Source organism: Wolbachia endosymbiont (group B) of Ennomos erosarius (assembly GCF_964026905.1).
GTDB lineage: Bacteria > Pseudomonadota > Alphaproteobacteria > Rickettsiales > Anaplasmataceae > Wolbachia.
Genome location: NZ_OZ034708.1, coordinates 914,430 through 938,487, shown reverse-complemented (window position 1 = coordinate 938,487; position 24,058 = coordinate 914,430). Strand labels below are relative to the sequence as shown.

24 protein-coding genes and 2 pseudogenes are annotated in these 24,058 nt (G+C 35.0%); 19 read left to right on the top strand and 7 right to left on the bottom strand.

Annotated features, from left to right (window positions below):
• The first annotated feature begins 43 nt into the window (after positions 1 to 43).
• Genes AAGD95_RS04955 through AAGD95_RS04935 form a run of 5 tightly spaced genes read left to right on the top strand, consistent with a single transcriptional unit; the run spans position 44 to position 3,907 of the window.
• Entirely contained in the window at positions 44 to 271 is a 228-nt protein-coding gene (locus AAGD95_RS04955) for a F0F1 ATP synthase subunit C (protein ID WP_265026588.1), read from the top strand.
• Positions 272 to 274: 3 nt separating this feature from the next.
• Positions 275 to 754, top strand: coding sequence for a hypothetical protein (locus AAGD95_RS04950; RefSeq protein ID WP_265034362.1), 480 nt, complete (start codon positions 275 to 277; stop codon positions 752 to 754).
• 8 nt (positions 755 to 762) lie between these two features.
• Positions 763 to 1,239: a hypothetical protein gene (locus AAGD95_RS04945; protein WP_265034361.1), complete on the top strand. Its 477-nt coding sequence runs from the start codon at positions 763 to 765 to the stop codon at positions 1,237 to 1,239.
• Between the two features lie 14 nt (positions 1,240 to 1,253).
• Positions 1,254 to 2,852, top strand: a complete 1,599-nt coding sequence (locus AAGD95_RS04940; protein ID WP_341818843.1) for a glycosyltransferase family 2 protein — start codon at positions 1,254 to 1,256, stop codon at positions 2,850 to 2,852.
• Positions 2,834 to 3,907 carry a COX15/CtaA family protein gene (locus AAGD95_RS04935; RefSeq protein WP_265034359.1) on the top strand — a complete coding sequence of 358 codons (1,074 nt, stop codon included), beginning with the start codon at positions 2,834 to 2,836 and terminating at the stop codon, positions 3,905 to 3,907. The genes AAGD95_RS04940 and AAGD95_RS04935 overlap by 19 nt, the downstream gene beginning before the upstream one ends.
• Here the strand turns inward: AAGD95_RS04935 and AAGD95_RS04930 are convergent.
• A complete protein-coding gene (locus AAGD95_RS04930; RefSeq protein ID WP_265034358.1) occupies positions 3,890 to 5,869 on the bottom strand; it encodes an acetyl-CoA carboxylase biotin carboxylase subunit in 1,980 nt (659 codons plus the stop codon). The two genes, AAGD95_RS04935 and AAGD95_RS04930, sit on opposite strands and share 18 nt — an antisense overlap.
• Before the next feature lie 69 nt (positions 5,870 to 5,938).
• The gene (locus AAGD95_RS04925; RefSeq protein WP_341818349.1) at positions 5,939 to 6,694 is read right to left on the bottom strand and encodes an ankyrin repeat domain-containing protein; all 756 of its coding nucleotides are present in this window, start codon (positions 6,692 to 6,694) and stop codon (positions 5,939 to 5,941) included.
• Positions 6,695 to 6,844: 150 nt separating this feature from the next.
• Here AAGD95_RS04925 and gltX point away from each other — a divergent pair, with 150 nt between their 5' ends.
• Entirely contained in the window at positions 6,845 to 8,275 is a 1,431-nt protein-coding gene (gene gltX / locus AAGD95_RS04920) for a glutamate--tRNA ligase (RefSeq protein ID WP_341818348.1), read from the top strand.
• Between the two features lie 541 nt (positions 8,276 to 8,816).
• Here gltX and AAGD95_RS06480 read toward each other — a convergent pair.
• The 4 genes and pseudogenes from AAGD95_RS06480 to purE all read right to left on the bottom strand — a co-directional run.
• A pseudogene (locus AAGD95_RS06480) lies at positions 8,817 to 8,939 on the bottom strand (IS982 family transposase); the annotation flags it as partial.
• Positions 8,940 to 8,955: 16 nt separating this feature from the next.
• The gene (locus AAGD95_RS04910) at positions 8,956 to 9,807 is read right to left on the bottom strand and encodes an IS982 family transposase (protein WP_410542088.1); all 852 of its coding nucleotides are present in this window, start codon (positions 9,805 to 9,807) and stop codon (positions 8,956 to 8,958) included.
• 391 nt (positions 9,808 to 10,198) lie between these two features.
• Positions 10,199 to 12,058 (bottom strand): DNA mismatch repair endonuclease MutL, encoded by a 1,860-nt coding sequence (mutL, locus tag AAGD95_RS04905; protein WP_341818346.1) that lies wholly within the window; start codon positions 12,056 to 12,058, stop codon positions 10,199 to 10,201.
• Positions 12,059 to 12,065: 7 nt separating this feature from the next.
• Positions 12,066 to 12,557 (bottom strand): 5-(carboxyamino)imidazole ribonucleotide mutase, encoded by a 492-nt coding sequence (gene purE, locus AAGD95_RS04900; RefSeq protein ID WP_265034659.1) that lies wholly within the window; start codon positions 12,555 to 12,557, stop codon positions 12,066 to 12,068.
• Between the two features lie 435 nt (positions 12,558 to 12,992).
• Between purE and AAGD95_RS04895 the strand changes: the two genes are divergently transcribed.
• From AAGD95_RS04895 to rpoD, 8 genes are all read left to right on the top strand, one after another.
• Complete coding sequence (locus AAGD95_RS04895) at positions 12,993 to 13,289, top strand: helix-turn-helix domain-containing protein (RefSeq protein WP_010081926.1); 297 nt, start codon at positions 12,993 to 12,995, stop codon at positions 13,287 to 13,289.
• Positions 13,290 to 13,349: 60 nt separating this feature from the next.
• Positions 13,350 to 13,745 (top strand): DNA-directed RNA polymerase subunit omega, encoded by a 396-nt coding sequence (gene rpoZ / locus AAGD95_RS04890; RefSeq protein ID WP_265034658.1) that lies wholly within the window; start codon positions 13,350 to 13,352, stop codon positions 13,743 to 13,745.
• Between the two features lie 28 nt (positions 13,746 to 13,773).
• Positions 13,774 to 14,019: a monovalent cation/H+ antiporter complex subunit F gene (locus AAGD95_RS04885; RefSeq protein ID WP_320109922.1), complete on the top strand. Its 246-nt coding sequence runs from the start codon at positions 13,774 to 13,776 to the stop codon at positions 14,017 to 14,019.
• 6 nt (positions 14,020 to 14,025) lie between these two features.
• Complete coding sequence (gene mnhG / locus AAGD95_RS04880; RefSeq protein WP_341818345.1) at positions 14,026 to 14,304, top strand: monovalent cation/H(+) antiporter subunit G; 279 nt, start codon at positions 14,026 to 14,028, stop codon at positions 14,302 to 14,304.
• Between the two features lie 11 nt (positions 14,305 to 14,315).
• Positions 14,316 to 14,843 (top strand): DUF4040 domain-containing protein, encoded by a 528-nt coding sequence (locus AAGD95_RS04875; RefSeq protein WP_250294918.1) that lies wholly within the window; start codon positions 14,316 to 14,318, stop codon positions 14,841 to 14,843.
• The gene (locus AAGD95_RS04870) at positions 14,836 to 15,255 is read left to right on the top strand and encodes a Na(+)/H(+) antiporter subunit B (protein ID WP_341818344.1); all 420 of its coding nucleotides are present in this window, start codon (positions 14,836 to 14,838) and stop codon (positions 15,253 to 15,255) included. The genes AAGD95_RS04875 and AAGD95_RS04870 overlap by 8 nt, the downstream gene beginning before the upstream one ends.
• Positions 15,252 to 15,578, top strand: coding sequence for a cation:proton antiporter subunit C (locus AAGD95_RS04865; RefSeq protein WP_265026103.1), 327 nt, complete (start codon positions 15,252 to 15,254; stop codon positions 15,576 to 15,578). Before AAGD95_RS04870 ends, AAGD95_RS04865 begins: the two co-directional genes overlap by 4 nt.
• Positions 15,579 to 15,701: 123 nt before the next feature.
• A complete protein-coding gene (rpoD, locus tag AAGD95_RS04860) occupies positions 15,702 to 17,645 on the top strand; it encodes an RNA polymerase sigma factor RpoD (RefSeq protein WP_341818842.1) in 1,944 nt (647 codons plus the stop codon).
• A gap of 385 nt (positions 17,646 to 18,030) precedes the next feature.
• Here rpoD and AAGD95_RS04855 read toward each other — a convergent pair whose 3' ends face one another.
• On the bottom strand, positions 18,031 to 18,882 hold the full coding sequence (locus tag AAGD95_RS04855) for an IS982 family transposase (RefSeq protein WP_410542088.1): 852 nt from the start codon (positions 18,880 to 18,882) through the stop codon (positions 18,031 to 18,033).
• Positions 18,883 to 18,985: 103 nt separating this feature from the next.
• Here AAGD95_RS04855 and AAGD95_RS04850 point away from each other — a divergent pair.
• From AAGD95_RS04850 to tuf, 5 genes and pseudogenes are all read left to right on the top strand, one after another.
• Positions 18,986 to 19,483, top strand: a pseudogene (locus AAGD95_RS04850) (IS982 family transposase); the annotation flags it as partial.
• 433 nt (positions 19,484 to 19,916) lie between these two features.
• Positions 19,917 to 20,291, top strand: coding sequence for a 30S ribosomal protein S12 (rpsL, locus tag AAGD95_RS04845; RefSeq protein WP_006279787.1), 375 nt, complete (start codon positions 19,917 to 19,919; stop codon positions 20,289 to 20,291).
• A gap of 5 nt (positions 20,292 to 20,296) precedes the next feature.
• Positions 20,297 to 20,776: a 30S ribosomal protein S7 gene (rpsG, locus tag AAGD95_RS04840; RefSeq protein WP_007549313.1), complete on the top strand. Its 480-nt coding sequence runs from the start codon at positions 20,297 to 20,299 to the stop codon at positions 20,774 to 20,776.
• A 21-nt stretch (positions 20,777 to 20,797) separates the two neighbouring features.
• Positions 20,798 to 22,870 carry an elongation factor G gene (gene fusA / locus AAGD95_RS04835; RefSeq protein WP_341818343.1) on the top strand — a complete coding sequence of 691 codons (2,073 nt, stop codon included), beginning with the start codon at positions 20,798 to 20,800 and terminating at the stop codon, positions 22,868 to 22,870.
• An 11-nt stretch (positions 22,871 to 22,881) separates the two neighbouring features.
• Positions 22,882 to 24,054: an elongation factor Tu gene (tuf, locus tag AAGD95_RS04830; RefSeq protein ID WP_341818208.1), complete on the top strand. Its 1,173-nt coding sequence runs from the start codon at positions 22,882 to 22,884 to the stop codon at positions 24,052 to 24,054.
• Positions 24,055 to 24,058: the final 4 nt, after the last annotated feature.

The window sequence follows — 24,058 nt, the reverse complement described above, 5'->3', positions numbered from 1 at the left end:
TATTTTATAATTAATACTGTAAAGAAATAGTTAAAGGTAATATATGGATTTAGAAGCTTTAAAATTTGTAGCGATTGGTTTTTCTATATTTGGAATGCTCGGAGCAGCTTTGGGTGTGGCAAATATATTTTCTACTATGTTAAATGGGCTTGCAAGAAACCCTGAATCAGAAGATAAAATGAAAAAATATGTCTATACAGGAGCAGCTTTAGTTGAAGCAATGGGATTATTTGCGTTTCTACTTGCGCTATTGTTAATATTTGTTGCTTGACATATGCCACAACTTGATGTTTCAACTTTCTTTTCTCAAGTTTTTTGGTTTTTAATTTTTTTCTCTTCACTTTTTTTCGTAGTAAGTTGTTTATTTTTGCCAAAGTTAGATGAAATAATAAGCACTAGAAGTAAAGAAGTATTGGATTCTTTTAGTAGTTCTGTTCATCTTTTAAGACTTACGGAAGATCAGATTGCCAAGTATAATGCCGCTTTAAACCAAGCTAGAATACAGGCAAAAAGGATCATAGATGATGCACTTGCTCAGGTAGAAGAAATGAGAGCTAATGTTAAGAGTATATTAGAAGAGGAAGACAAAAAAAAGAGCAAGCTTATTGAAGAAAAAGTGGCAGAATTTAAATCTGAATATACTGATCAGTTAAAACAAATGGCTACTAGTATTGCTTTAATTTATTATACTAAATTGACTAATTCTGAAATTGAAGAGAAATTTATTGCTGACTTGGTGTCCAAAGAGTTTTAGGAGTTTTTATGTCTGCATCACTGATTATCGGTCTTGCCTTCTTGGTAGGCCTTGTTCTTTCGTATAAATTGCTGAAGAAAGTGATAAAAAATGCGCTTAACAATAAGCGTAACAAAAGCAGATTTTCAAGTGAAGAAACTGAAAAATTCAGAAAAGATATGTTAGAGTATTACAAAAAATCTTCTGAAAAATACAAAAAATTAGATGCAGAAGTTAATAAAATGATGAATGAAGCACTTGATAAAGCTAATAGTATCATTAAGCACAATAGACAGCAGCTGGATCAGACGTTAGATGACAATGCCCATTCTAATTTGAAGAAAGTCACTGACCAAGTTGAAAAAGCTCTTGGAGATTTACAGGCTAACACAACAAATATAGCTGCTGATGCTGTAAAAAAAATAATGCATGAACGTAAAGATGATAAGCGTAGTAGCGAGGTCATATCTTCATTTTCACGTAACTTAAATAAAAAATTGCATTAGGTTTAATGCAACAATTGCCTATACTTCAAGCTGATAATGTAGAAAAAATTAAGTTTGATTCTAGTTTGTGCAAAGAGCCAGAGAAACTTTTTTACTATAAATTTAATATAATTCCTTGGCAAAAATTAAATGATACTACTTTTTTTATGGTTGAAGACACAAGCCGAGATGTCAACCGTTGGGTCGAAGCTCATTACGGTATTGACTATGTATTAATAAAAGTGGATAGCGAACAGATTTTAAATCTTCTTAACTCGCACTTTGGTATTTCAGAATTTGCAAGCAACTACTTATATTACAAGAATCCTAATTTTTCAGCTAAAAGCATTAAACTAAGCTCAATATTTTTTGCTTCTTTCTTTATTGTAACTTCAATTTTAACACTAACAGAGAAATATACATATTTTGCTTTGATGTTGATATTTATAATCGGCTGTTCTAGTTATTTATTCAAGTTTATAGCTACAATTTTTAACTTATGTGAAACCTCCAACCAAAAAGTGGATTATAGTAAGCTGAATGAAGAAGATTTTCCTATATATACTATTTTATTGCCTGCTTTTAAAGAAAGTGCAGTGATAGAGCAATTGATCGAAAGCATTGAAAGTTTGGATTATCCAAAATCAAAATTAGATGTGAAGCTTCAGGTAGAAAGTGATGACCAGGAAACGCTAGCAGCTATAGAAAAGTATACTTTACCGCAGTATTTTGAAGTAATAAAAGTGCCTCATTCTTTGCCTAGAACAAAAGCCAAGTCATGCAATTATGCTATGAGCTTTGCTAGAGGAAAGTATGCAGTAATATATGATGCGGATGATAAACCAGACCCATTGCAGTTTAAAAAAGCACTGATTGAATTTAATAAGGGCGACGATAAGTTAGCCTGTGTACAGGCGAAATTAAATTACTATAATTGTGATTATAATTTTCTCACAAAATCCTTTTCTCTGGAGTATATGAACTGGTTTCAATACTTATTGCCTGGATTCCAAAAAATGAACATGCCAATGCCTTTGGGTGGTAGCAGTAATCATTTTTCAGTAAAAATTCTAAAAAAAGTGTTTTTCTGGGATGCTTATAGTGTTACCGAAGATGCTGACCTCGGTTTGAGACTTGCGCAAATGGGCTATAAAACCAGGATGATTGACTCAGAAACATTGGAAGAGTCACCAATTGCTGTATTTGCTTGGATTAAGCAAAGAGCGCGCTGGATCAAAGGCTATATGCAAACTTATATTGTTCATTTAAAAAATATAAAGTCACTTTATAAACACACTGGATTTAAGGGAATTTTGCTATTGAATCTTTTTGTTGGCTCTGCAGCTTTTATATTTTTTACTACTCCATTTTTACTGCTTTCATTGATATTAACTAAAGTTTTAAATGAATTATTTTTGTACTACTTTTTAGTGGTATACGTTACTAACCTGATTCTTTTGGTAATAGCTGTCAAACAGCAAAAGATGCCTTTTTATTTTTATATAGTATCGATATTTTTTCCGGTCTATAGTCTGCTACATAGTGTTGCAGCTTTTCTTGCCTTGTGGGAATTTATTCTTTACCCTGAGCGATGGAACAAAACTCAGCATGGTTTATGGAATCAAAACCTGTAGCTATTTGGCTTTTTCTCTGCTGTATCATGGTAATCCTCATGGTGGGGATTGGTGGATTTACCAGACTTTCAAAAGCAGGATTGTCAATCACGGAGTGGAAACCCATTACTGGAACATTACCACCACTGAGTGAACAAGACTGGCTACAAGAAAAATTAAAATACGAAGCTACACCTGAATATAAAGCACTTAACTATGGTATGAGTATAGAGGAGTTTCGCGCTATATACTTAATAGAATATGTACACAGATTGGTTGCAAGACTAACAGGTTTAGTTTTTGTCCTGCCATTTATATATTTTACATTAAGAAGAAAAATATCTAAAAAGGTAGTAATAAGGCTATTGATAGTCTTATTATTTGGAGCGCTGCAAGCTTTTGCTGGTTGGTATATGGTAAAAAGCGGCTTGGTAGCCAAGCCTCATGTTAGCCACTATAGGCTCGCACTTCACTTATTATTAGCATTAGTTATTTTTGCACTATTATCGTATCAATTTTTTGATTATCAGCCAGCGTCACGTACGCAACTGCACGAACATTGCGATATAAGAGTAACTTTCACCAAGAAAGATGTCATCCCAGTGCGTGACACTGAGATGACAGGATTTCAATCTACTAACAGTAGTATATATTACACAATACTTATTCTGATTCTAATTGTAATACAAATAATTTTCGGTGCGTTTGTTGCGGGATTAAATGCTGGTTTAATTTACAATACCTTTCCACTAATGGACGGACAAATCGTTCCAGAAGATTTATTTTTCTTACACCCTATATGGCTGAATATCTTTGAGAACAGAGTGACAGTGCAATTTATACATCGAGCACTGGCATTGCTAATACTAGCTTTGGTAGTAATACTCACAGTAAAAAATGCTAGCGTAAAACCGGTATATATTATGCTGCTCTCCGTTATCATTCAGATCATTTTGGGTGTAATTACTCTATTATTGCACATACCAATAGCCATTGCCATAGCTCATCAAGTGTTTTCATTTATCTTGTTTGGGTCAAGTTTATACTTCTTGTGTTATTTAAGAAAGCAGAGCTAATACTACATCACCAATCTGCACATTTTTTCCTTCTTGAACGGGAATATTTTTTATCACCATTGCTGCTTCAGCACATATAATATTTTCCATTTTCATTGCCTCCACCACAAATAAAGGTTGTCCTATTTCCACCTGATCTCCTGTATTTACGTGCAACTTAACTAATAAGCCAGATATTGGGGATTTTACAGCATCTACTGAAATCCCTTCTGTTTCATTATTTAGCATTAACTTACTTAATTCAGCTACATGAGGTTTAAATATACAACACTCAGCTTTCATGCCTGCATGTCTTATGAAGTATTTGCTGCCTTGTTTTTCTACTTTAAGTGTTATATCGGTATCATCGTTAATCGTGATGTTTAGCAACCTATAACTTGATTTCCACTTGCCTACTACAGAGTATGTATTGTGGTTATATACTGTTGTTAATATATTATCTTGGTACTTTGCATTTACAGAGTACTTATTGTCATTTATTACAACTACAAGCGTTTCATTCACTGCTTTATGATGGTACTTTTCTTCGTTTTCTAAATAAACATATAACGAAACAAAAATAAATACTTTTATATATTCTTCTGTAACAAAATCGCCGTGAAACCCACTAGGGTAATGGTCTGGAATGAATCTCGTGTGGAGCTTTGCTGCAATAAAATTTGGGTGATGGGAGATGGATTCTAGAAATTCTATATTATTTGTTACTCCTTCTATATAACATTCAGACAATGCTTTTTGCATTCTGCTGATCGCTTCTACTCTATCTTTTCCATATGTTATCACTTTTGCAATCATTGAGTCATAGAATGTGCTAATTTCTGAACCTGCGGCAACTCCATCATCTATTCTTATATAATCATTTCCATTGGGTTGGTCGTAATATTTTATTCTTCCACTGGAGGGGAAAAATTTCTTCGATGGGTCTTCAGCACAAATTCTACTTTCTATTGCAGAACCAGTAAGTTTAATATCATCCTGATTGAATCTCAATTTTTCTCCACAGGAAGTTCTAATCATTTCTTCTACTATGTCTATTCCAGTTATAAATTCTGTTACTGGATGCTCAACTTGTAATCTCGTATTTACCTCAAGAAAATAGAAGTTTTGGTCTTTATCTACAACAAACTCAACAGTACCTGCTGAAAAATAGCCAACTTGCTTTGCTAAAGAAACACATTGGGCATACATTTTTTGTCTTACTTCTTCACTAATGAATGGACTTGGAGTTTCTTCTATTATTTTCTGATTATTCCTTTGTATCGAGCATTCTCTTTCTCCAAGACACACTATATTGCCATATTTATCTGCTATGATTTGTATTTCAATATGTCTTGGTAACTCTATATATTTCTCTATAAAGATACTGCCATCCTTAAAACTTTTCTCTGCTTCATTTGTTGCTGATGTGAACGCTAGTTCAATTTCTTTTTTGGAATTTACAATTCGCATTCCTTTGCCACCACCACCTGATGCAGCTTTGAGCATAACGGGAAAACCGACCTCTTCAGCAACTTGAGCTGCGTGGGCAGCATCGCTGATCTTACCCATATATCCTGGCACTACATTCACTCCAGCTTTTTTTGCCGCTTCTTTTGCTGTTATTTTGTTGGCTGTAACTTCTATTGTTTCTGCACTGGGGCCGATGAAGTCTATATTATGTTTTTGAAGAGCACGTGGAAAATCTGGATTTTCTGCTAAAAAACCATAGCCAGGATGAACTGCCTCAGCACCTGTTTCAACTGCTACCTCACATATTTTTTCAATGTTTAAATAACTGAGACAAGATGGCGAAGGGCCAATGTACCTTGACTCATCTGCTTGTCTTACATGCACAGAATTTACATCTGCATCCGAATATACGCATACACAAGATATACCCATCTTATGGGCAGTTCTGATAATCCTGCAGGCAATTTCCCCTCTGTTTGCTATTAAAATCTTACTGTACTTCTTTTCCGTCATCTTATGAGTATACTTTCTTAAGTTAAGAAAGTAAATTTCTATATCATTGCCTGCAAGTAATTTTAATCTTCATGCTGGAGCTAAACCACCTGAACTCTGCATAACATTAACTTCCGCTAAAGTGCTTTCGTTATGCAAGGCATGTATCTCGTTACATGCCTTAACTGACAGGTATGTGACTCCGCCAGAAGCTATTGCAACCATCGAGCTTAGTGCAAAAGTCTGAGAAGATAGATACAGAAAATATAAAGATAAGCACAAGGCAGCAATACACGCTATAGCCCCTACTATATATAAACACAGGTGAAACTTCTGATTACATATAAAGCTGTCTTTTATGTCTGCGATTTGCTTAATTTCTTTCTGTTGTGCAGCATCTAAGTAATAAAAAGGAGTTTCCCTTTTCTTATTAAAAGCACGGTCTTTACTGCAGAGCGCATCTTTAATATATTTTTTATTACATTTGAGTTCCTCTTTCAATCTGCTTACTTCTTTCCAATCTCCAGCTTCTTTTGCTTTTGTAATTTTGTTATAAGCTTCCGTCTCTAAGTAATTCACAATCTCTTTTACTGCAGGCAGCAAAATTCCACTTCTTGCTGCTTCATGAAATGGATTATCTCCATATTCATTATGCGCAGTTACAGAAGCAATGTTCTTCTTACAAATGTCTACAAATTTACCTTTGTTTTGTATTCTTGCAGCTAAATGCAGGAGATTATCTGCCTGTACTCTTTGTTTTGTTTTATCAAATGGGCCGGTGTAACGCCAACTGACATTAGCTTCATTATCTGAAAGCAATTTTGCTATATCTACAAGTCCATCCATAACTCACCTCGCTATATTCAACTAATACTAAATTATACAACACAATTTATTAAAAATAAATAAAATTTAATCTCTCAGGATAAATAAATTCTACATTGTTACAAACGTGGATTTTGGGTATCATAGCCTATACTTTACTGTAACAATAACATGCTAGACGTAGTCACGAGATTCGCTCCATCACCAACAGGGTTTTTGCACATTGGTGGGGCTCGTACTGCTTTATTTAATTGGCTCTATGCAAAGCACCATGGTGGCAGGTTTTTGCTAAGGATTGAGGACACCGACAGGAAGCGCTCAACACAGGAAGCAATTGATGCAATTATAGAAGGGCTAAAATGGCTCGGTGTGAGCTATGATGGAGAAATAGTATATCAGTCAAAAAGAATAGAGCGGCATAAAGAAGTAGCAAACCTTTTAGTTGAGAAGGGTAAAGCATACCATTGTTATTGCCCTGAGGATGAAGTTGCAGAAAAGAAAATAAAAGCAAGAGAAGAGGGCAAGATATATAAACATAAGTGTACTACAAAACCTCCTTCTTGTCATCCCAGTGCTCGACACTGGGATCCAGAAAAAAATATGTGGTCACGTGCTGGAATGACATCAGGTGTGAGGTCAGTTATCCGTTTCAAAGTGCCAGACTCGCAAGAGATCGTCATTGATGATAAAATATACGGCCAAATCAAAGTAAATAGCGACCAACTTGATGACATAGTAATCTTACGCTTTGATAACACTCCAACATATATTTTTGCCGTAGTAGTTGACGATCATGATGCTGGAATAACTGATATAATACGTGGCTCTGACCATCTCACTAATACCTTTAAACATCTGCTAATATACCAGGCTCTTGATTTTGATGTTCCACGTTTTGCACATGTGCCGCTTATTCATGGGGAAGATGGAAATAAGCTATCCAAAAGGCACGGTGCAACAAGTGTTTGCGACTACGAGAAAATGGGAATATTGCCAAAAGCGATGCGTAATTACCTACTGAGGCTTGGTTGGAGCCATGGTAATGATGAGATTATTAGCGATGAGCAAGCAATAGAGTGGTTTAATTTAGAAAGCATTGGTCGTTCACCTGCACGGCTCGATTTCAAAAAGCTGGAGCATTTGAATAACCACTATATTAGTAATATGAGCAATAAAGATATTCTGGCTCTAATACTTGGAGAAAGTACTCTAACTGACAGGAAAAAGGGCTATTTACTGCAAGGGCTGACGGAGCTGAAAAAAAGAGCAAATTACCTGACTGAACTGCTGGATTTAGCACAGTTTTATATTCAAGATCCGCCACTTGATTTAAGTGAAGAGGCTGAGCAAATTGTCAAATCTAACCTCGATATAATCAAGTTACTCGCGTCATTTCTGTCAAAGATCGGTGATGAAGGCTGGAACAAGGGTTTTTTATCTTCTCAGATCAAGGAATTTGCAAAATTGCACGATATGAAAATAAGCGATGTATACCACTCATTACGTGCTCCCATAACCGGGGTAATGGATGCACCTGGAATCATCGCTATCATGGTGATTCTTGGTAAAGACGAGTGTATAAGAAGGTTACAAGCAATTTAAATGAAATAAGAAAATTTCTTGACAAGCTTTGCCAGCCCCTTTATCATGACAGTGAAGCTATTGTATTTGCTTTCGCCAATCTGCAGATTAAAAGGTAAGGATTACTTAATGTATCGGCGTCTTATGTTTAATTTTTTGCAGTATATAGATACTGTATGTCTTTACAAAACTTCATCTACATCTAGATTTTTATCTAAATAAGCTGAACGCGCTTATAAAGCGTTACAAGACATCAAAAAATGCCAATACTCGACAGAGATAGTAAAAGACTAGCTAACTCGGGGATTCTTTGTCTTTTTTTCTGCTTGGTAAATTTCTTAAACATTTGCAGCGTAAGTTAGTTGCAATTAAAAGCAGCTAAATTTCGCTTGTCAAGCGTTTAAAACATAAAAAACGCCAATATTTTAAAGCGGATAATAACCACGGGGCTTCTTTTGCCTTTTTTTTCGTTTGGTAAATTTCTTAATGTTTATAGCTAAAAGAGCACAAGAGAGGTGTCATTCCAGTGCCCCTGTGATGTCATTCCAACGCGAATTCTGGATTAAGGAAGGAAGAAAGTATAGGAAATAGAAGGCTTTTTGGATTTGATGGAATAGGAAATGAGAGTAGAAAAGATATGAACCAAAAAATTAACAGGGGATCTATGGCGAGTGTGTTCAATTTCTAACGCGAATTCTGGATTAAGGAAGGAAGAAAGTATAGGAAATAGAAGGCTTTTTGGATTTGATGGAATAGGAAATGAGAGTAGAAAAGATATGAACCAAAAAATTAACAGGGGATCTATGGCGAGTGTGTTCAATTTCTAGTCTATTTTTTAGGTAACCAAAAACAGTCTCAATGATAGACCTTTTTCTCAGTAAAATCTTCTCATTTAGCGAAATCAATGCATTTTTCATACCTTTTTTCACCTTGGTAACAAGTTTCAAACCTCGGTCAAACAGCTTCTGAAAAAGCTCTTTTGCAATATAACCTTTGTCACCAAACAAAAGGCCGGTTAATTTTTCCGTCAGATTTGGCACAGGTATCCTATCATCAACATTGCCTTTTGTTAGCGTAAGTGAATGAATTTCACCATTTTCATTGATTACCATATGTAATTTGAAACCAAAAAACCAGCCGTAAGTACTCTTGCTTAATTTTGCAATTCCAGCAAAAACTTTGTTTTTGGATATTCTTTTTGCATGACAAACTGCAATGGGAGTTGTGTCTATATATGAAATTCCAGTGTTTTCTGACTGTCCACAAAGCCAATGCAACAACATTGCTAAATGCCACAAAACCCTAGGCTTTAGAGCAACAAACCTGGTATATGAAGGCAACTTTGGAAACTCTGATTTGTAGAGCAACGTTAGGTAATGTAGATAGAAAGTTTTGAAATTTTTACACGGAGATTGTTGATATAGCAGGATTATTGTCATGATTTCGGAGTGCTCAATTTCCGTTGTTCTTGTGGGTTTTTTACCATTTGGCAGTAGTTTACCTGCAAAATTTTTCTCTATATCTCTGCAAAAATCATCGACCAAACAAAACAGTTTGTTATATCTTCCATGGTTAACCTCATCTGTTTTTTTATAACTGCTGAGTTTACCCTGTTTTCTTGCCTTTTCTATTCTCCTTTAATCCAGAATTCGCGTTAATAATGTGCTGACGCTTAGTTTAAGCGCGGTTTGGCTGAATGTAGAAAAAATTTAAAAGACATGCAGCCGCTATAATTTTATGTAATCCGCCAATAAATACTCTGAGTTTTTTACTGAATTTTGTCATTGAGCCTGCAGGTCAAAAACAAGTTTTGAGTCATAAACACCCTTACTATCATGATAAGGGGGCTGGTGGAGTTTGTCAAGGAAGTTTTTTCGTTTAATCCGTTTCTATGAGCTACTTGGATGACGAGGAAGGAGCACTTACATATTTATGGCAACCTCATTACCTACGCTCAAACAGTTTTTCAATATCACTCAATTTCATTTCTATATAAGTTGGTCTTCCGTGGTTGCATTGCCCGGAATATGGGGTTTTTTCCATTTGCCTCAGCAACTCATTCATCTCCTCTAATCTCATTTTCCTGCCTGCTCTAATTGATCCATGACAAGCGATAGTAGCCAATATTTTGTTCACTTTATCTTCTACTGGCAATGTATCTTCTATTTCCGTTAATCTACCCACTATATTAATTAGCATCTCTTTCACATCTATTGCTCCCAAAATTGCAGGGATTTCTTTTACTATCACTTTATCCTCTGATTTGATTTCAATATCAAAACCCATTTCAAATAACTTATCTTTATAGATTTCAATCATCTCCATTCCAGCTTGATTTTTGATTTCAACCGTTTCAGGAAGAAGTAGTTTTTGTCTTTTTATACTTGATTTTTGTTTTAGGCATTCATATACTAGTCTTTCGTGGGCTGCATGCTGGTCGACTATAATCAATTTGTCTCTTACCTCGGCAATAATGTAAGTATTATAGACCTGACAGCGTGCAAACCCGAGTGGGTGGCTCTCTATCAAATCAACTTGCTCTAACACCTTTTTTTCTAGAACCATAGCCTCCGCTTGTGCTGGGAATTTCTGTATACCGTTATAATTAAACGATTTTGACTGTTCTGATAAGCCTTTTGCTTTTTCATTTGGAGAGGCAAATTCTTTTATTAGTTGATTTTCAAAAGGACTTGGCCTCCTTTCGTAAAATTCTTTTTGAACATTAGACTTATCAAAAGGATCTGATAATGAACCTTTCACAAAACCCTCTATCGTATTAGTAGTTTTCTGGTCACTAGCTGGAATGACATCAAAGGTGCCTATTCTTCTTGACAACGCTTTAATTAATCCTCTTGTCACTATCTCATATATGAGCTTCTTATTCTGAAACCTTACTTCTGATTTATTTGGATGCACATTTACATCTACTTGATCATAAGGTATCTCTAAATGTAACGCTGCAAAAGGATACCTATCGCTTGGAATAAAATCATGATATGCATACCTAACCGCACCAATAAGTAAATTATCTTTAATTGGCCTTCCATTAACAAACGTATAGATCTGAGTTGACTTACCACGATTGACGGTCGGCTTACAGATGTGTCCCGTAAGTTTAATGCCGTCTTCTTCTTCATTGACCTCCAAAGAATTGCCCTGAAATTCTTCTTCTACTTCACACAATCTATGAAATAACGAAGTCTGCTTAGCGTATTTTAAGAGCTTTTTATTACCTGAAGTGAGAGTAAACCCTATATGATAGTTAATCATTGCTAGGTTATTTACAATATCAACAATGCTTTGAGTTTCTGCTCTTTCGGTTTTTAGAAATTTTAGTCTATTTGGGGTAGCGAAAAACAAATCTCGTACTTCAATATGTGTCCCTTGTGATAAAGAGTAAGGAGTTAGCTCCCCTATTTTCTCTCCACCTTCATAACTTATAGACCATGCTTCACTTGCTTCTCTTGCCTTAGACGATAATTTTATCCTACTTACTGCTGCAATTGAAGGTAGAGCTTCTCCTCTAAAGCCAAGATGCTTGATTTCTATCAACTCACTATCGCTCAATTTTGAAGTAGCATGGCGCATAAACGCAAGTTCTAAATCGTTTTTTTCTACTCCGTTACCATCATCTGTCACAATAATAAGGTTACGCCCACCACTTTCTATTTTGATCTCTATTTCTAAACTTCCAGCATCTATTGCATTTTCCACTAATTCCTTTACTACACTTGCTGGCCTTTCTATCACCTCCCCCGCTGCTATACGGTTTATGGTTTTTGTGTCTAAAAGAATTATTGCCATAGATTTATTATGAAACTGGTTTTTCTTTTACTTCTTTGGTCTGTTTCTCTCTCCACTTTTTTAACCTACCTGCAATTTCACTGTTGGAAATTGACAATATAGATACGGCGGTAATGGCAGCATTATATGCTCCATTTTCTCCTATAGACATGGTTGCAACTGGAACACCCTTTGGCATTTGAACTATAGAGAGTAGGCTGTCCAGCCCATTTAATTGTTTACTATGCACAGGAACGCCGATAACTGGTAAACAAGTTAGTGACGCAACCATACCAGGTAAATGAGCTGCACCCCCTGCACCAGCTATAATAACCTTAAAACCTTCTTCTTGTGCAGATTTAGCAAAATTGAAGAGCCTTTCTGGTGTTCTATGTGCAGATATTATGAATATGTCATGTGAAACTTCTAATGCTTTTAACATACCGACGGTATGGATCATAGTGGTGTAATCTGACTCACTCCCCATAATAACAGCAACATCTTTTTTTATTTTTGTCATATTCAACACAATTTTACTTACTAACTAAATAATGTTCCAGCTAAAAAGCAACAAATATTTAAGTTATATTATAAATAGAATATATAGAATTCTCGTTAAAATGGAAATTTTAAAAATTTAAATAAATATCTATATTAAGATATAGAGTATAAACTTCTTATGTAAGATAAATTTATAAAATAATTATTTTTGTATTTCAAGCTTTGTAATTTTAGCTTGTTCTTTCTGTAAATGACTTTTTCAGATAGGCTGATAGTAAAATGATAATTTAAAGTTACTAGAAATTTGATTGAAATATTAATATACAATCAACTTAAAGTTTTAAATATTGATATCATATAATTATTGACAAGTTATATGATATTAATATCTTGGTATATTAAATATTATGTTATAATGTTTAATAAAGTTAATTGATATGTGAGTGTAAAAATTATGGAAATAATATCGTTAAATAACTTAGACAGTGCAGGAATAAAAACAAAGTTGCTTTATATAATAAATAAAATTATAGAAAAAAATGCTTGGACTCAGGCTTTTGCAGCTGAGAAACTTGGTATTGATCAGCCAAAGGTATCGCAAATTAAAAATGGTAAAATAGATGGTTTTTCTTTAGAGCGATTGTTAGGATTTCTAAAAAAACTTGATCATGAAATAACAATCACGATGACAGAAAGCCAAGAAATAAAATCTGAGGCAGAAAAAGTAAAACATGAAGTTGAATCGCAATAGATACAAAGTTGACAACTTGTTTTTTGTGATATAGTATAAAACCTATTAAGGTAGTATCTTATGGCTGAGTCTATTGTAGAAAAGTGTACAGAACAGGTAAGTAACCGTTTCAAATTGGTTCTATTGGCAAGTCAAAGAACACATGATTTAAATACAGGGGCAAGTAATCCAGTTCAAACAGCTCAGTTTAAAGACCATAAGAACACCATAGTTTCCTTACATGAAATAGCAGAAAAACAGGTGGATACTCATGACCTATTTAACCTTTTGGTAGGTAGATGCAAGGAGTACATGAAAGGAAATATGAATAATGTTTACAGCAGTAATACAAGTAAGCTAGCGAATTTATTAAATTTTTCTGATAACACAGATCTTGATGTAAGTCAAGAAAGCCAAGATTATGAAGTGGATGGTGAAATAAATGATCAAGATGGCGATGAAGAAGTATCTGTTTAGAAATCTACTGAAGTTACATAGTCTTTAAATGATTCACATTGCTATCTATACACTGTTGTTCTGTATGAGTGTAATGTTGTGTCGCATAGTCTCTAAGTCAAGTGATGTGTACAATAAGGTTTTAGCGTTCAATAATTTCTCAACGCAAGTAGTTGTACTCATAACAGCAATATCAATCATTCTGAATAATTTTTTTTTAATTGATATAGCATTGTTGTATGCTAGCGTTAGCTTTATATCAACTATAGCACTAATGAGATTAATGTTGTTTTAATAATTTATGATAGGATCCGTTCTTATATTTTTAGGCATTTGTTTAGTAATCATTTCAAGTGTGGGAGTAATTAGATTTCCTGATTTCTATACTAGGTTACATGCAGCAGGTATTACAGATTCTAGCGGTGCAACGTTATTGTTAATTGGTTTTGCTTTGCAGAATGGATTTTCAATCAATACTGTTAAAATAATATTATTAATTCTTATAATATGGGTAGCTAGCTCAACTAATGGCTATATTTTAGCGCGCACTTATTATAAAGTTAAGAAAAAAAACTGTTAAAGAAGGTTAAGGTGTTAGAAATATTAAATGTAGTGCTACTTTTGTTGTTACTAACAGTTACGGTTTTTATAGTCTTCTCGCGACATTTAGTCGTAAGTGCTGTTCTAATGTGTGTATTTAGTTCACTTATTGCGCTTATATACTTAATTATGAATGCACCTGATGTTGCAATTACTGAAGCTTCTGTTGGTGCGGGGCTCAGTACGGTTTTTACGTTTGCAGCACTCTCCTTGATAAAGAATCATAAAGTAAATCTATCTCATAACCCTATAACGCTTTTTTTTATGTTATTTCTGGCTGTATGTTTGTCATATTTTATGATTCAATTGCCAGATTTTGGCAGCCACAATGCTCCGATCCACTTGCATGTTGCTCCTTATTATGTGGAAAATACCGAAAAAGCTACCGGTATTCCTAATATAGTGACAGCTGTTTTGGCAAGCTTTCGTGGTTATGACACGTTTGGAGAAACTATAGTAGTTTTTACTGCTGCGCTTTGTATAACGTTGATATTAAAAGAAGAAAAAGAAAATGATTAAAGATCCGATATTAAATGCAGTAACATTTTTGATGATACCTTTTATCATTTTATTTGGTTTATACATACAATTTCACGGTGATTACACTCCGGGTGGAGGTTTTCAAGCAGGAATAATTATTGCCTCCGGGATAACATTATATTCAATGCTATTTGGTGTATCTACAACTCTAAAAGCAATACCTTATTCTGTGATTAGATTGACTAACGTGTTAGGTATTTTAATTTATGGAGGAACGGGCGTTGCAACAACTTTACTTGGCCAAAGTTTTTTATCTTACGATATCTTGTCAGCCAATAATAGAACCGGTCAAAAATTGGGTATTTTTTTTGTGGAATTAGGTGTAGCATTTACTGTCTGCTCCTCTATGTTAATTATATATATAAATTTTGCTCGTAGGAAAAAACAATGACTTTATATAATTATACAATTATTATTATATTAATGGTGCTAGGTTTATATATTATTATAAACGATAAAAATTTAATCAAGAAAATGATAGGAGTAAGTGTCTTCCAAGCATCTGTTTTGTTGTTTTACATATCTCTAGGGTATATAAAAAGTTCCTTGCCTCCTATATTGGTTTCAAATTTTTATTCATATAGCAATCCTATACCCCATGTTTTAATGCTTACTGCTATAGTGGTTGGAATTGCAACATTTTCAGTTGGATTGTCCATAGCAGTAAAAATAGAAGAAAAGTATGGAACAATTGATCAAGACAAGTGTACATAAATTAACAGTATCTTAAACTATATGAAGTAACAAATAGCCACAAGTTAAAAGTAAAATTATAGACTTGCTCGTTGTAAGTTTGTTTGTTAATAAGGAATGAAATTATAAGCTATAAAGGTAATGATGTCAACTATTAATGATGCAGAAGATAAGAAAAAAATTATCAGAGATCTTGTAACTAAAAGTATAAAAAAAGGTGGTTTTGTCACCTTTGATGATATAAATGATAAATTATCAGATGAAAATTTTTCGTCTGACTTTATAGATGATGCTATATCTTTATTGCAGGACTCCGGAATTAATGTGCTTGAAAGTAGCGAAGATGAAGAAGATGTTCCTTCCAACAGTGATGATAGTAAACTTGATGATGATGACACATCGCCAAATGTTACTGCAACTTTAGTACAAAATGATGATCCAGTAAGGATTTATTTACAAGACATGAGCTCTGTAAAGCTTTTGTCAAGGGCAGATGAAATCGAGATAGCAAAAAAAATTGAATCTGAAAAGCATAACATGTTACGTGCAATAATTGAAACATCAGTAACATTAAAGGTGATAAAAGTATGGCGTGATGATTTAAGTAGTGGAGCTCTCTTACTGAGAGAAATTATAGATCTAGATGCAATTTATAACTCTGATTTTAATGTGGTACCCAAAGAAGAGAGTGAAGAAAGTGCTGAAGATGTTGAGGATTCTGAGGATGTTTCTGAAGATGCTGAGTATTGTAGTGATGATGAGAAAGATAGTAAAAAAAGTGATGATGAGAAAGACGGTGATAATGAAGATATAAGTTCAGTCAATTTAAATGTTTCTATTCTTGAAATGGAAAGTGACTTATTGCCAAAGGTCATAGTTGCATTGGATGAGATAATTACTTTAACAAATGAAGCGTTGATATTAAGAAAAAATTCTAAAAATTTCTCTAATGAGCTAGAAATTTTGTATAATCAAATATGGTCTATGGCATTACAAATTAAGTTAAGTGATGCTGCTGTTGCCAGAATTACACAAGAACTTTATAAGATAAATAGATCCATCACGCTTGATGAGGCTAATCTTATTGCTGAGGCTAGAAAATACGATATCAATAGAGAAAGTTTCTATAAAGTTTATGATGACGTGCTTTTAAAGCACGAGTTGAAAGAGATAAGTCTTTTAAAGATCAATGAAAATCAGTCCTCTTTTACAGGTGAATCAAAAAACAAATTTTTAAGGTTTATAGACGATAACTCTGAACATATAGCTAGTACTTTGAACGGTATTAAGCAGCATATACAGGAAGATAACGTGCAAGAATTTAAGAAGCTAATCAGGAGAATACAAAAACACGAACGAGAAGTCTCTGAAGCAAAGCAAGAAATGATTAAGGCTAACTTAAGGCTAGTAGTTTCCATTGCTAAGAAGTATTCAAAAAGAGGTCTTGATCTGCTTGATTTGATACAAGAAGGCAATATTGGTCTTATGAAGGCCGTGGATAAGTTTGATTACAAACGTGGATATAAATTTTCAACTTATGGCACTTGGTGGGTAAGACAATCGATCACTAGGGCAATACCTGAGCAGTCTAAAGTAGTTAGAATACCAGTTCATATGGTGGAAATTATCAGTAAAATCAACAGAGCATTAAGAAAGATGACTCATGAGATGGGGAGAGAGCCGACGTTAGAGGAATTGAGTGTAGAACTGACAATGCCACTGGAAAGAATACGCAAAGTTATGAAAATAGCAAGGGATCCAGTAAGTCTTGAAGCTCCAACAGGAAAAGATGATAGTAGTACCTTCGGTGATTGTATAGAAGATAAGCGAGTCTCCAGACCAGAGGATGCTGCAATACTTGCTGACTTGCGTGGCATTACAACCAATGTTCTTGCAACTTTAACACCAAAGGAAGAAAGAATTCTAAGAATGCGTTTTGGCCTTGGTAAAGATGGGAAGGAGCATACCTTAGAAGAAGTAGGAAAAATTTTTAATGTAACACGTGAGAGAATTAGGCAAATAGAGGCAAAAGCACTGCGCAAGTTGAAACATCCAAGCCGCGCTAGAAAACTTAGAGGGTTCTTTTAAGTATACGTGTCAAGTTAAGAAGAAGCTGATTTTGCCCGGAAAAAGTGGAGAAAAAGTCAGAGCGTTTTTAAAATAAAACGTTTTTTCAAAAAGGTATGATATGAAGGAAATACACAATAAAGTTTAAAATGGGGGTTGTAAAAAAGTTGCACCGCTATTTTTCTTTTTTTATGAATCTAATGAAACAACATGCTAATCTACGGTAAATATTATGACAAATAAAAATGAAGATTTTAATTTAAAGTATAGAAATTTTTATGTTCTGGGTGATAGTTTATCCGATAATGGTGCAATCATTGGAATTTTAAATAATTTATCCTTTGCAAAAAGCGTAAAGTTTGGTGACCCTTTTTATCAAGGAGGATCTTTTAACGCGAATTCTGGATTAAGGAAGGAAGAAAGTATAGGAAATAGAAGGCTTTTTGGATTTGATGGAATAGGAAATGAGAGTAGAAAAGATATGAACCAAAAAATTAACAGGGGATCTATGGCGAGTGTGTTCAATTTCTAGTCTATTTTTTAGGTAACCAAAAACAGTCTCAATGATAGACCTTTTTCTCAGTAAAATCTTCTCATTTAGCGAAATCAATGCATTTTTCATACCTTTTTTCACCTTGGTAACAAGTTTCAAACCTCGGTCAAACAGCTTCTGAAAAAGCTCTTTTGCAATATAACCTTTGTCACCAAACAAAAGGCCGGTTAATTTTTCCGTCAGATTTGGCACAGGTATCCTATCATCAACATTGCCTTTTGTTAGCGTAAGTGAATGAATTTCACCATTTTCATTGATTACCATATGTAATTTGAAACCAAAAAACCAGCCGTAAGTACTCTTGCTTAATTTTGCAATTCCAGCAAAAACTTTGTTTTTGGATATTCTTTTTGCATGACAAACTGCAATGGGAGTTGTGTCTATATATGAAATTCCAGTGTTTTCTGACTGTCCACAAAGCCAATGCAACAACATTGCTAAATGCCACAAAACCCTAGGCTTTAGAGCAACAAACCTGGTATATGAAGGCAACTTTGGAAACTCTGATTTGTAGAGCAACGTTAGGTAATGTAGATAGAAAGTTTTGAAATTTTTACACGGAGATTGTTGATATAGCAGGATTATTGTCATGATTTCGGAGTGCTCAATTTCCGTTGTTCTTGTGGGTTTTTTACCATTTGGCAGTAGTTTACCTGCAAAATTTTTCTCTATATCTCTGCAAAAATCATCGACCAAACAAAACAGTTTGTTATATCTTCCATGGTTAACCTCATCTGTTTTTTTATAACTGCTGAGTTTACCCTGTTTTCTTGCCTTTTCTATTCTCCTTTAATCCAGAATTCGCGTAAAAAGAATATCCAAAAACAAAGTTTTTGCTGGAATTGCAAAATTAAGCAAGAGTACTTACGGCTGGTTTTTTGGTTTCAAATTACATATGGTAATCAATGAAAATGGTGAAATTCATTCACTTACGCTAACAAAAGGCAATGTTGATGATAGGATACCTGTGCCAAATCTGACGGAAAAATTAACCGGCCTTTTGTTTGGTGACAAAGGTTATATTGCAAAAGAGCTTTTTCAGAAGCTGTTTGACCGAGGTTTGAAACTTGTTACCAAGGTGAAAAAAGGTATGAAAAATGCATTGATTTCGCTAAATGAGAAGATTTTACTGAGAAAAAGGTCTATCATTGAGACTGTTTTTGGTTACCTAAAAAATAGACTAGAAATTGAACACACTCGCCATAGATCCCCTGTTAATTTTTTGGTTCATATCTTTTCTACTCTCATTTCCTATTCCATCAAATCCAAAAAGCCTTCTATTTCCTATACTTTCTTCCTTCCTTAATCCAGAATTCGCGTTATAATAATTTAAACTGGCGCTGTAATAATGTGCTAACGCTTAAAATAAGCGCGATTTGGCTGAATGTAGAAAAAATAAAAAAGACATGCAGCCGCTATAATTTTATGTAATCCGCCAATAAATACCCTGAGTTTTTTACTGAATTTTGTCATTGAGCCTGCAGGTCAAAAACAAGTTTTGAGTCATAAATACCCTTATTGTCATAATAAGGGGGCTGGCGGAGGGTGTCAAGCAAGTTTTTCGTTTCTACTGAATGACAATTGCGGCTTGGGAGGTGATGCAAGAAGTCTACTGATGGCTTTCAAAGCAGTTGAGCTTAATTATTAGAGTAGTAATTTTTATTTTTATATTGACTATTGAGGTTTATTATTTTATAACTAAAAACTTAGTTATTTTAATGAGCTTGAGTTTATAACATATGCCTACGATAAATCAATTAATACGTAAGGGTAGATTAGGATTGACCCATAAGAAAAAGGTACCAGCTTTGGGAGAAAGCAACCCTCAAAGGAGGGGTGTTTGCACTAAGGTGTATACTACAACTCCTAGGAAGCCTAACTCAGCACTCCGTAAAGTAGCCAGAGTAAAAATTAGTGGGTATGGTGAAGTGACAGCTTATATACCTGGTGAAGGTCATAATTTACAAGAGCACTCTGTTGTTTTGATACGTGGTGGGCGGGTTAAAGATTTGCCAGGTGTGCGTTATCACATAATAAGAGGTGCCCTTGATCTGCGTGGTGTGCAAAATCGAAAGAAAGCTCGTTCAAAATATGGTGTAAAGAAATCTGGTTAAAGTTTATGGCTCGTCGGAATAAAGCAAAAAAAAGAGAAATAAGTCCTGATTCGCGTTATGGCAGTGTTTTGCTGATGCGTTTCATTAATACAATCATGAAATGTGGTAAAAAATCTACTGCAGAAAAGATTATCTATGACGCTTTGTCTTTAGCTGAAAAGAAAATAGGTGAAGGTGGGTTATCAATTTTTGAAACAGCGGTAGGAAATGTTACTCCTTCTATAGAAGTGCGTTCTCGACGCATTGGTGGTGCAACTTATCAAGTGCCTGTTGAAGTTCGACAAGATAGAGCGGTTTCTTTAGCGTTAAGGTGGATTGCTAAAGCAACTTCTGCTGCTCGAAAAAAGAGTGGAAAAACCACTGTTGATTGTTTGCAATCTGAAATACTGGATGCTTATAATAAACGCGGTGGTGCGTTTAAGATGTGCGAAGAAAAATATAAAATGGCTGAGGCTAATAAGGCATTTTCTCATCTTCGTTTTTAATGTTAGCTAATTAATTGTGATATGGAAATTGGGATATCTAAATACAGAAATATAGGGATAATGGCTCACATAGATGCTGGTAAGACTACCACAACAGAGCGTATTTTATTTTATACTGGTAAGCAAAATAGAATTGGTGAAGTGCACGATGGTGCAGCTTCTATGGATTGGATGGAGCAGGAAAAAGAGCGTGGTATTACAATCACATCTGCTGCAACAACATGTTTTTGGAATGATCATAGGGTTAATATAATAGACACTCCTGGTCACGTTGATTTCACTATTGAAGTTGAGAGATCTTTAAGGGTTTTGGATGGTGCAGTTGCTGTATTTGATGGAGTTGCTGGAGTTGAACCTCAATCTGAGACAGTTTGGCGTCAAGCTGATAAATATAGCGTTCCTCGTATCTGCTTTGTTAATAAGATGGATAGAATAGGGGCAAATTTTTATCGATGTGTTGATATGATAAAGACGAAGCTTGGTGCAGCACCTTTAGTCATTCAGTTGCCAATAGGAAGTGAGAAAGATTTCAAAGGTATAATTGACCTTATTTCTATGAAAGCCATTATATGGCAAGAAGAAACGTTGGGCGCTAAATTTTCTTATGAAGATATTCCTTCTGATTTGCTTGACAAGGCTCAAGAATATCGAAATCTTTTATTAGATGCTGCAGTTGAGATGGATGATGAAGCGATGAACACTTACTTTGAGTCTAATGATCTGCCAGTGGATTTACTGAAAAAATGCGTGAGAAATGGGACCATTAAAGGAAAATTTGTTCCTGTATTATGTGGATCAGCTTTTAAAAATAAAGGCGTACAACCACTTTTAGATGGTGTGGTTGACTTTTTACCTTCTCCTATTGATGTTGATGTAATTGTTGGAACTGATCCTAAAGATTTAGAAAAGAAAATTGAGATCAAACCTTCAGAAAAAGAGAAATTCGTTGCTCTTGCGTTTAAAGTGATGACGGATAAGTTTGTAGGCAGCTTGACGTTTATTCGTATTTATTCCGGTAAGTTAAAATCTAAATCTGCTGTGTTAAATGCGGGAAAAAATGAGACTGAAGGAATTGGCAGAATGCTGCTTATGCATGCAAATAACAGAGAAGATATAAACGAAGCTAAAGTTGGCGATATAGTTGCCCTAGTTGGATTAAAGAGAACAATTACTGGCGACACTTTATGTTCACCTGATTTTCCTATATTATTAGAGCGTATGGAATTTCCTGAGCCTGTTATTGAAATTGCTGTGGAACCTAAAACTACTTCAGATCAGGAAAAATTAGGTATTGCTTTAAATAGATTGGTTGCAGAAGATCCTTCTTTAAGAATGTCAGTAAATGCGGAAAGCGGCCAGACTATATTGAAAGGCATGGGTGAGCTCCATCTTGAGATTATTGTTGATAGAATGAAGCGCGAGTTTAACGTTGAGGCTAACGTCGGTGCGCCTCAAGTTGCATATCGTGAAACTATCACTAAATCTGTTGAAATTGATTACACTCATAAAAAACAATCTGGTGGGGCTGGTCAGTTTGCTAAGGTTAAAATAAAATTTGAACCTCTTGAGCCTGGTTCTGGGTTTCAATTTGAAAGTAAAATTGTAGGTGGTGCTATTCCAAAAGAGTATATTCCTGGGGTAGAAAATGGCTTAGAGTTGATAAAAGAAGGTGGTATAATTTCGGGATTTCCGTTGATTGATTTTAAGGCTACCCTTCTTGATGGTGCTTTTCATGAGGTTGATTCTAGTCCTTTAGCTTTTGAACTTGCTGCTAAAGGTGCTTTTAAAGAGATGGCAAATAAAGCTGGTCCAAAAATGTTAGAACCTATAATGAAAGTTGAAATCATTACGCCTGAAGAGTATATGGGTGATATCATGGGCGATGTAAATAGCAGAAGGGGGCAAGTTTCAAGTATGGAAACGCATAATAGTAGCACTATAATTCTTGCTTTCGTACCTCTTGCGAATATGTTTGGTTATATAAATGTTTTGCGTTCTATATCTCAGGGAAGAGCTCAGTATAGTATGCATTTTTCTTATTATGAACAAGTACCACAATATGTGGTTGATGAGTTAAAGTTAAAGTATAATTAAGGGTAATAATTATGACAGCAGTAGTGGAAGCATTTGGAAAGCCACATGTAAATGTGGGAACAATAGGACATGTGGATCATGGGAAGACAACGTTAACAGCGGCGATAACAAAGCATTATGGAAATTTTGTAGCGTACGATCAGATAGATAAAGCGCCAGAAGAAAGGAAGAGGGGGATAACGATAGCAACAGCGCATGTTGAGTATCAGACGGAAAAAAGGCATTATGCACACGTTGATTGTCCTGGACACGCTGACTATGTAAAGAATATGATAGTAGGTGCAGCACAGATGGATGCAGCGATATTGGTAGTGTCGGGAGTTGATGGGCCAATGCCACAAACGAGAGAGCATATATTGCTGGCGAAGCAGGTGGGTGTTGGATATATCGTGGTGTATATAAATAAAGCTGATGTTGCTGATGCTGATATGATAGATTTAGTAGAAATGGAAGTGAGGGAATTGCTGAGTAAATACGGATTTCCAGGGGATGAAGTGCCTGTGGTAGTTGGGTCAGCACTCAAGGCGCTGGAGGATGACAGCGGCGAATATGGAAAGAAATCAATAGACAAATTGATGGAAAAGTTAGATGAATATGTGGCGGTTCCACCAAGGCCTGTGGATTTACCATTTTTATTGCCAATCGAAGATGTATTTTCGATATTGGGGCGAGGGACGGTGGTAACAGGAAGAATAGAGAAGGGAGAGATAAAGACGGGAGAAGAGATAGAGATAATAGGTCTGAAGGAGACGCAAAAGACGATATGCACAGGTGTAGAAATGTTTAAGAAGTTGCTGGATAAGGGAAGTGCAGGACTCAATGTAGGAATATTGTTAAGAGGAACAAAAAGAGAAGAAGTGGAGAGAGGGCAAGTATTAGCAAAACCGGGGACGATAACGCCGCATAGAAAGTTTAAGGCGGAGGTTTATATATTAAAGAAAGAGGAAGGAGGAAGGCATACACCATTTTTTGCGAATTACCAGCCACAGTTTTATTTAAGGACAACGGATGTAACTGGGAGCATAAAATTGCTAGATGGGAAGGAGATGGTAATGCCAGGAGATAATGTGAGTGTAGAAGTAGAATTGCAAGTACCGATAGCAATGGATAAGGGATTGCGTTTTGCGATAAGAGAAGGCGGTAGAACTGTTGGTTCTGGTGTTGTTTCTGAAATTTTGGAGTGAGTAT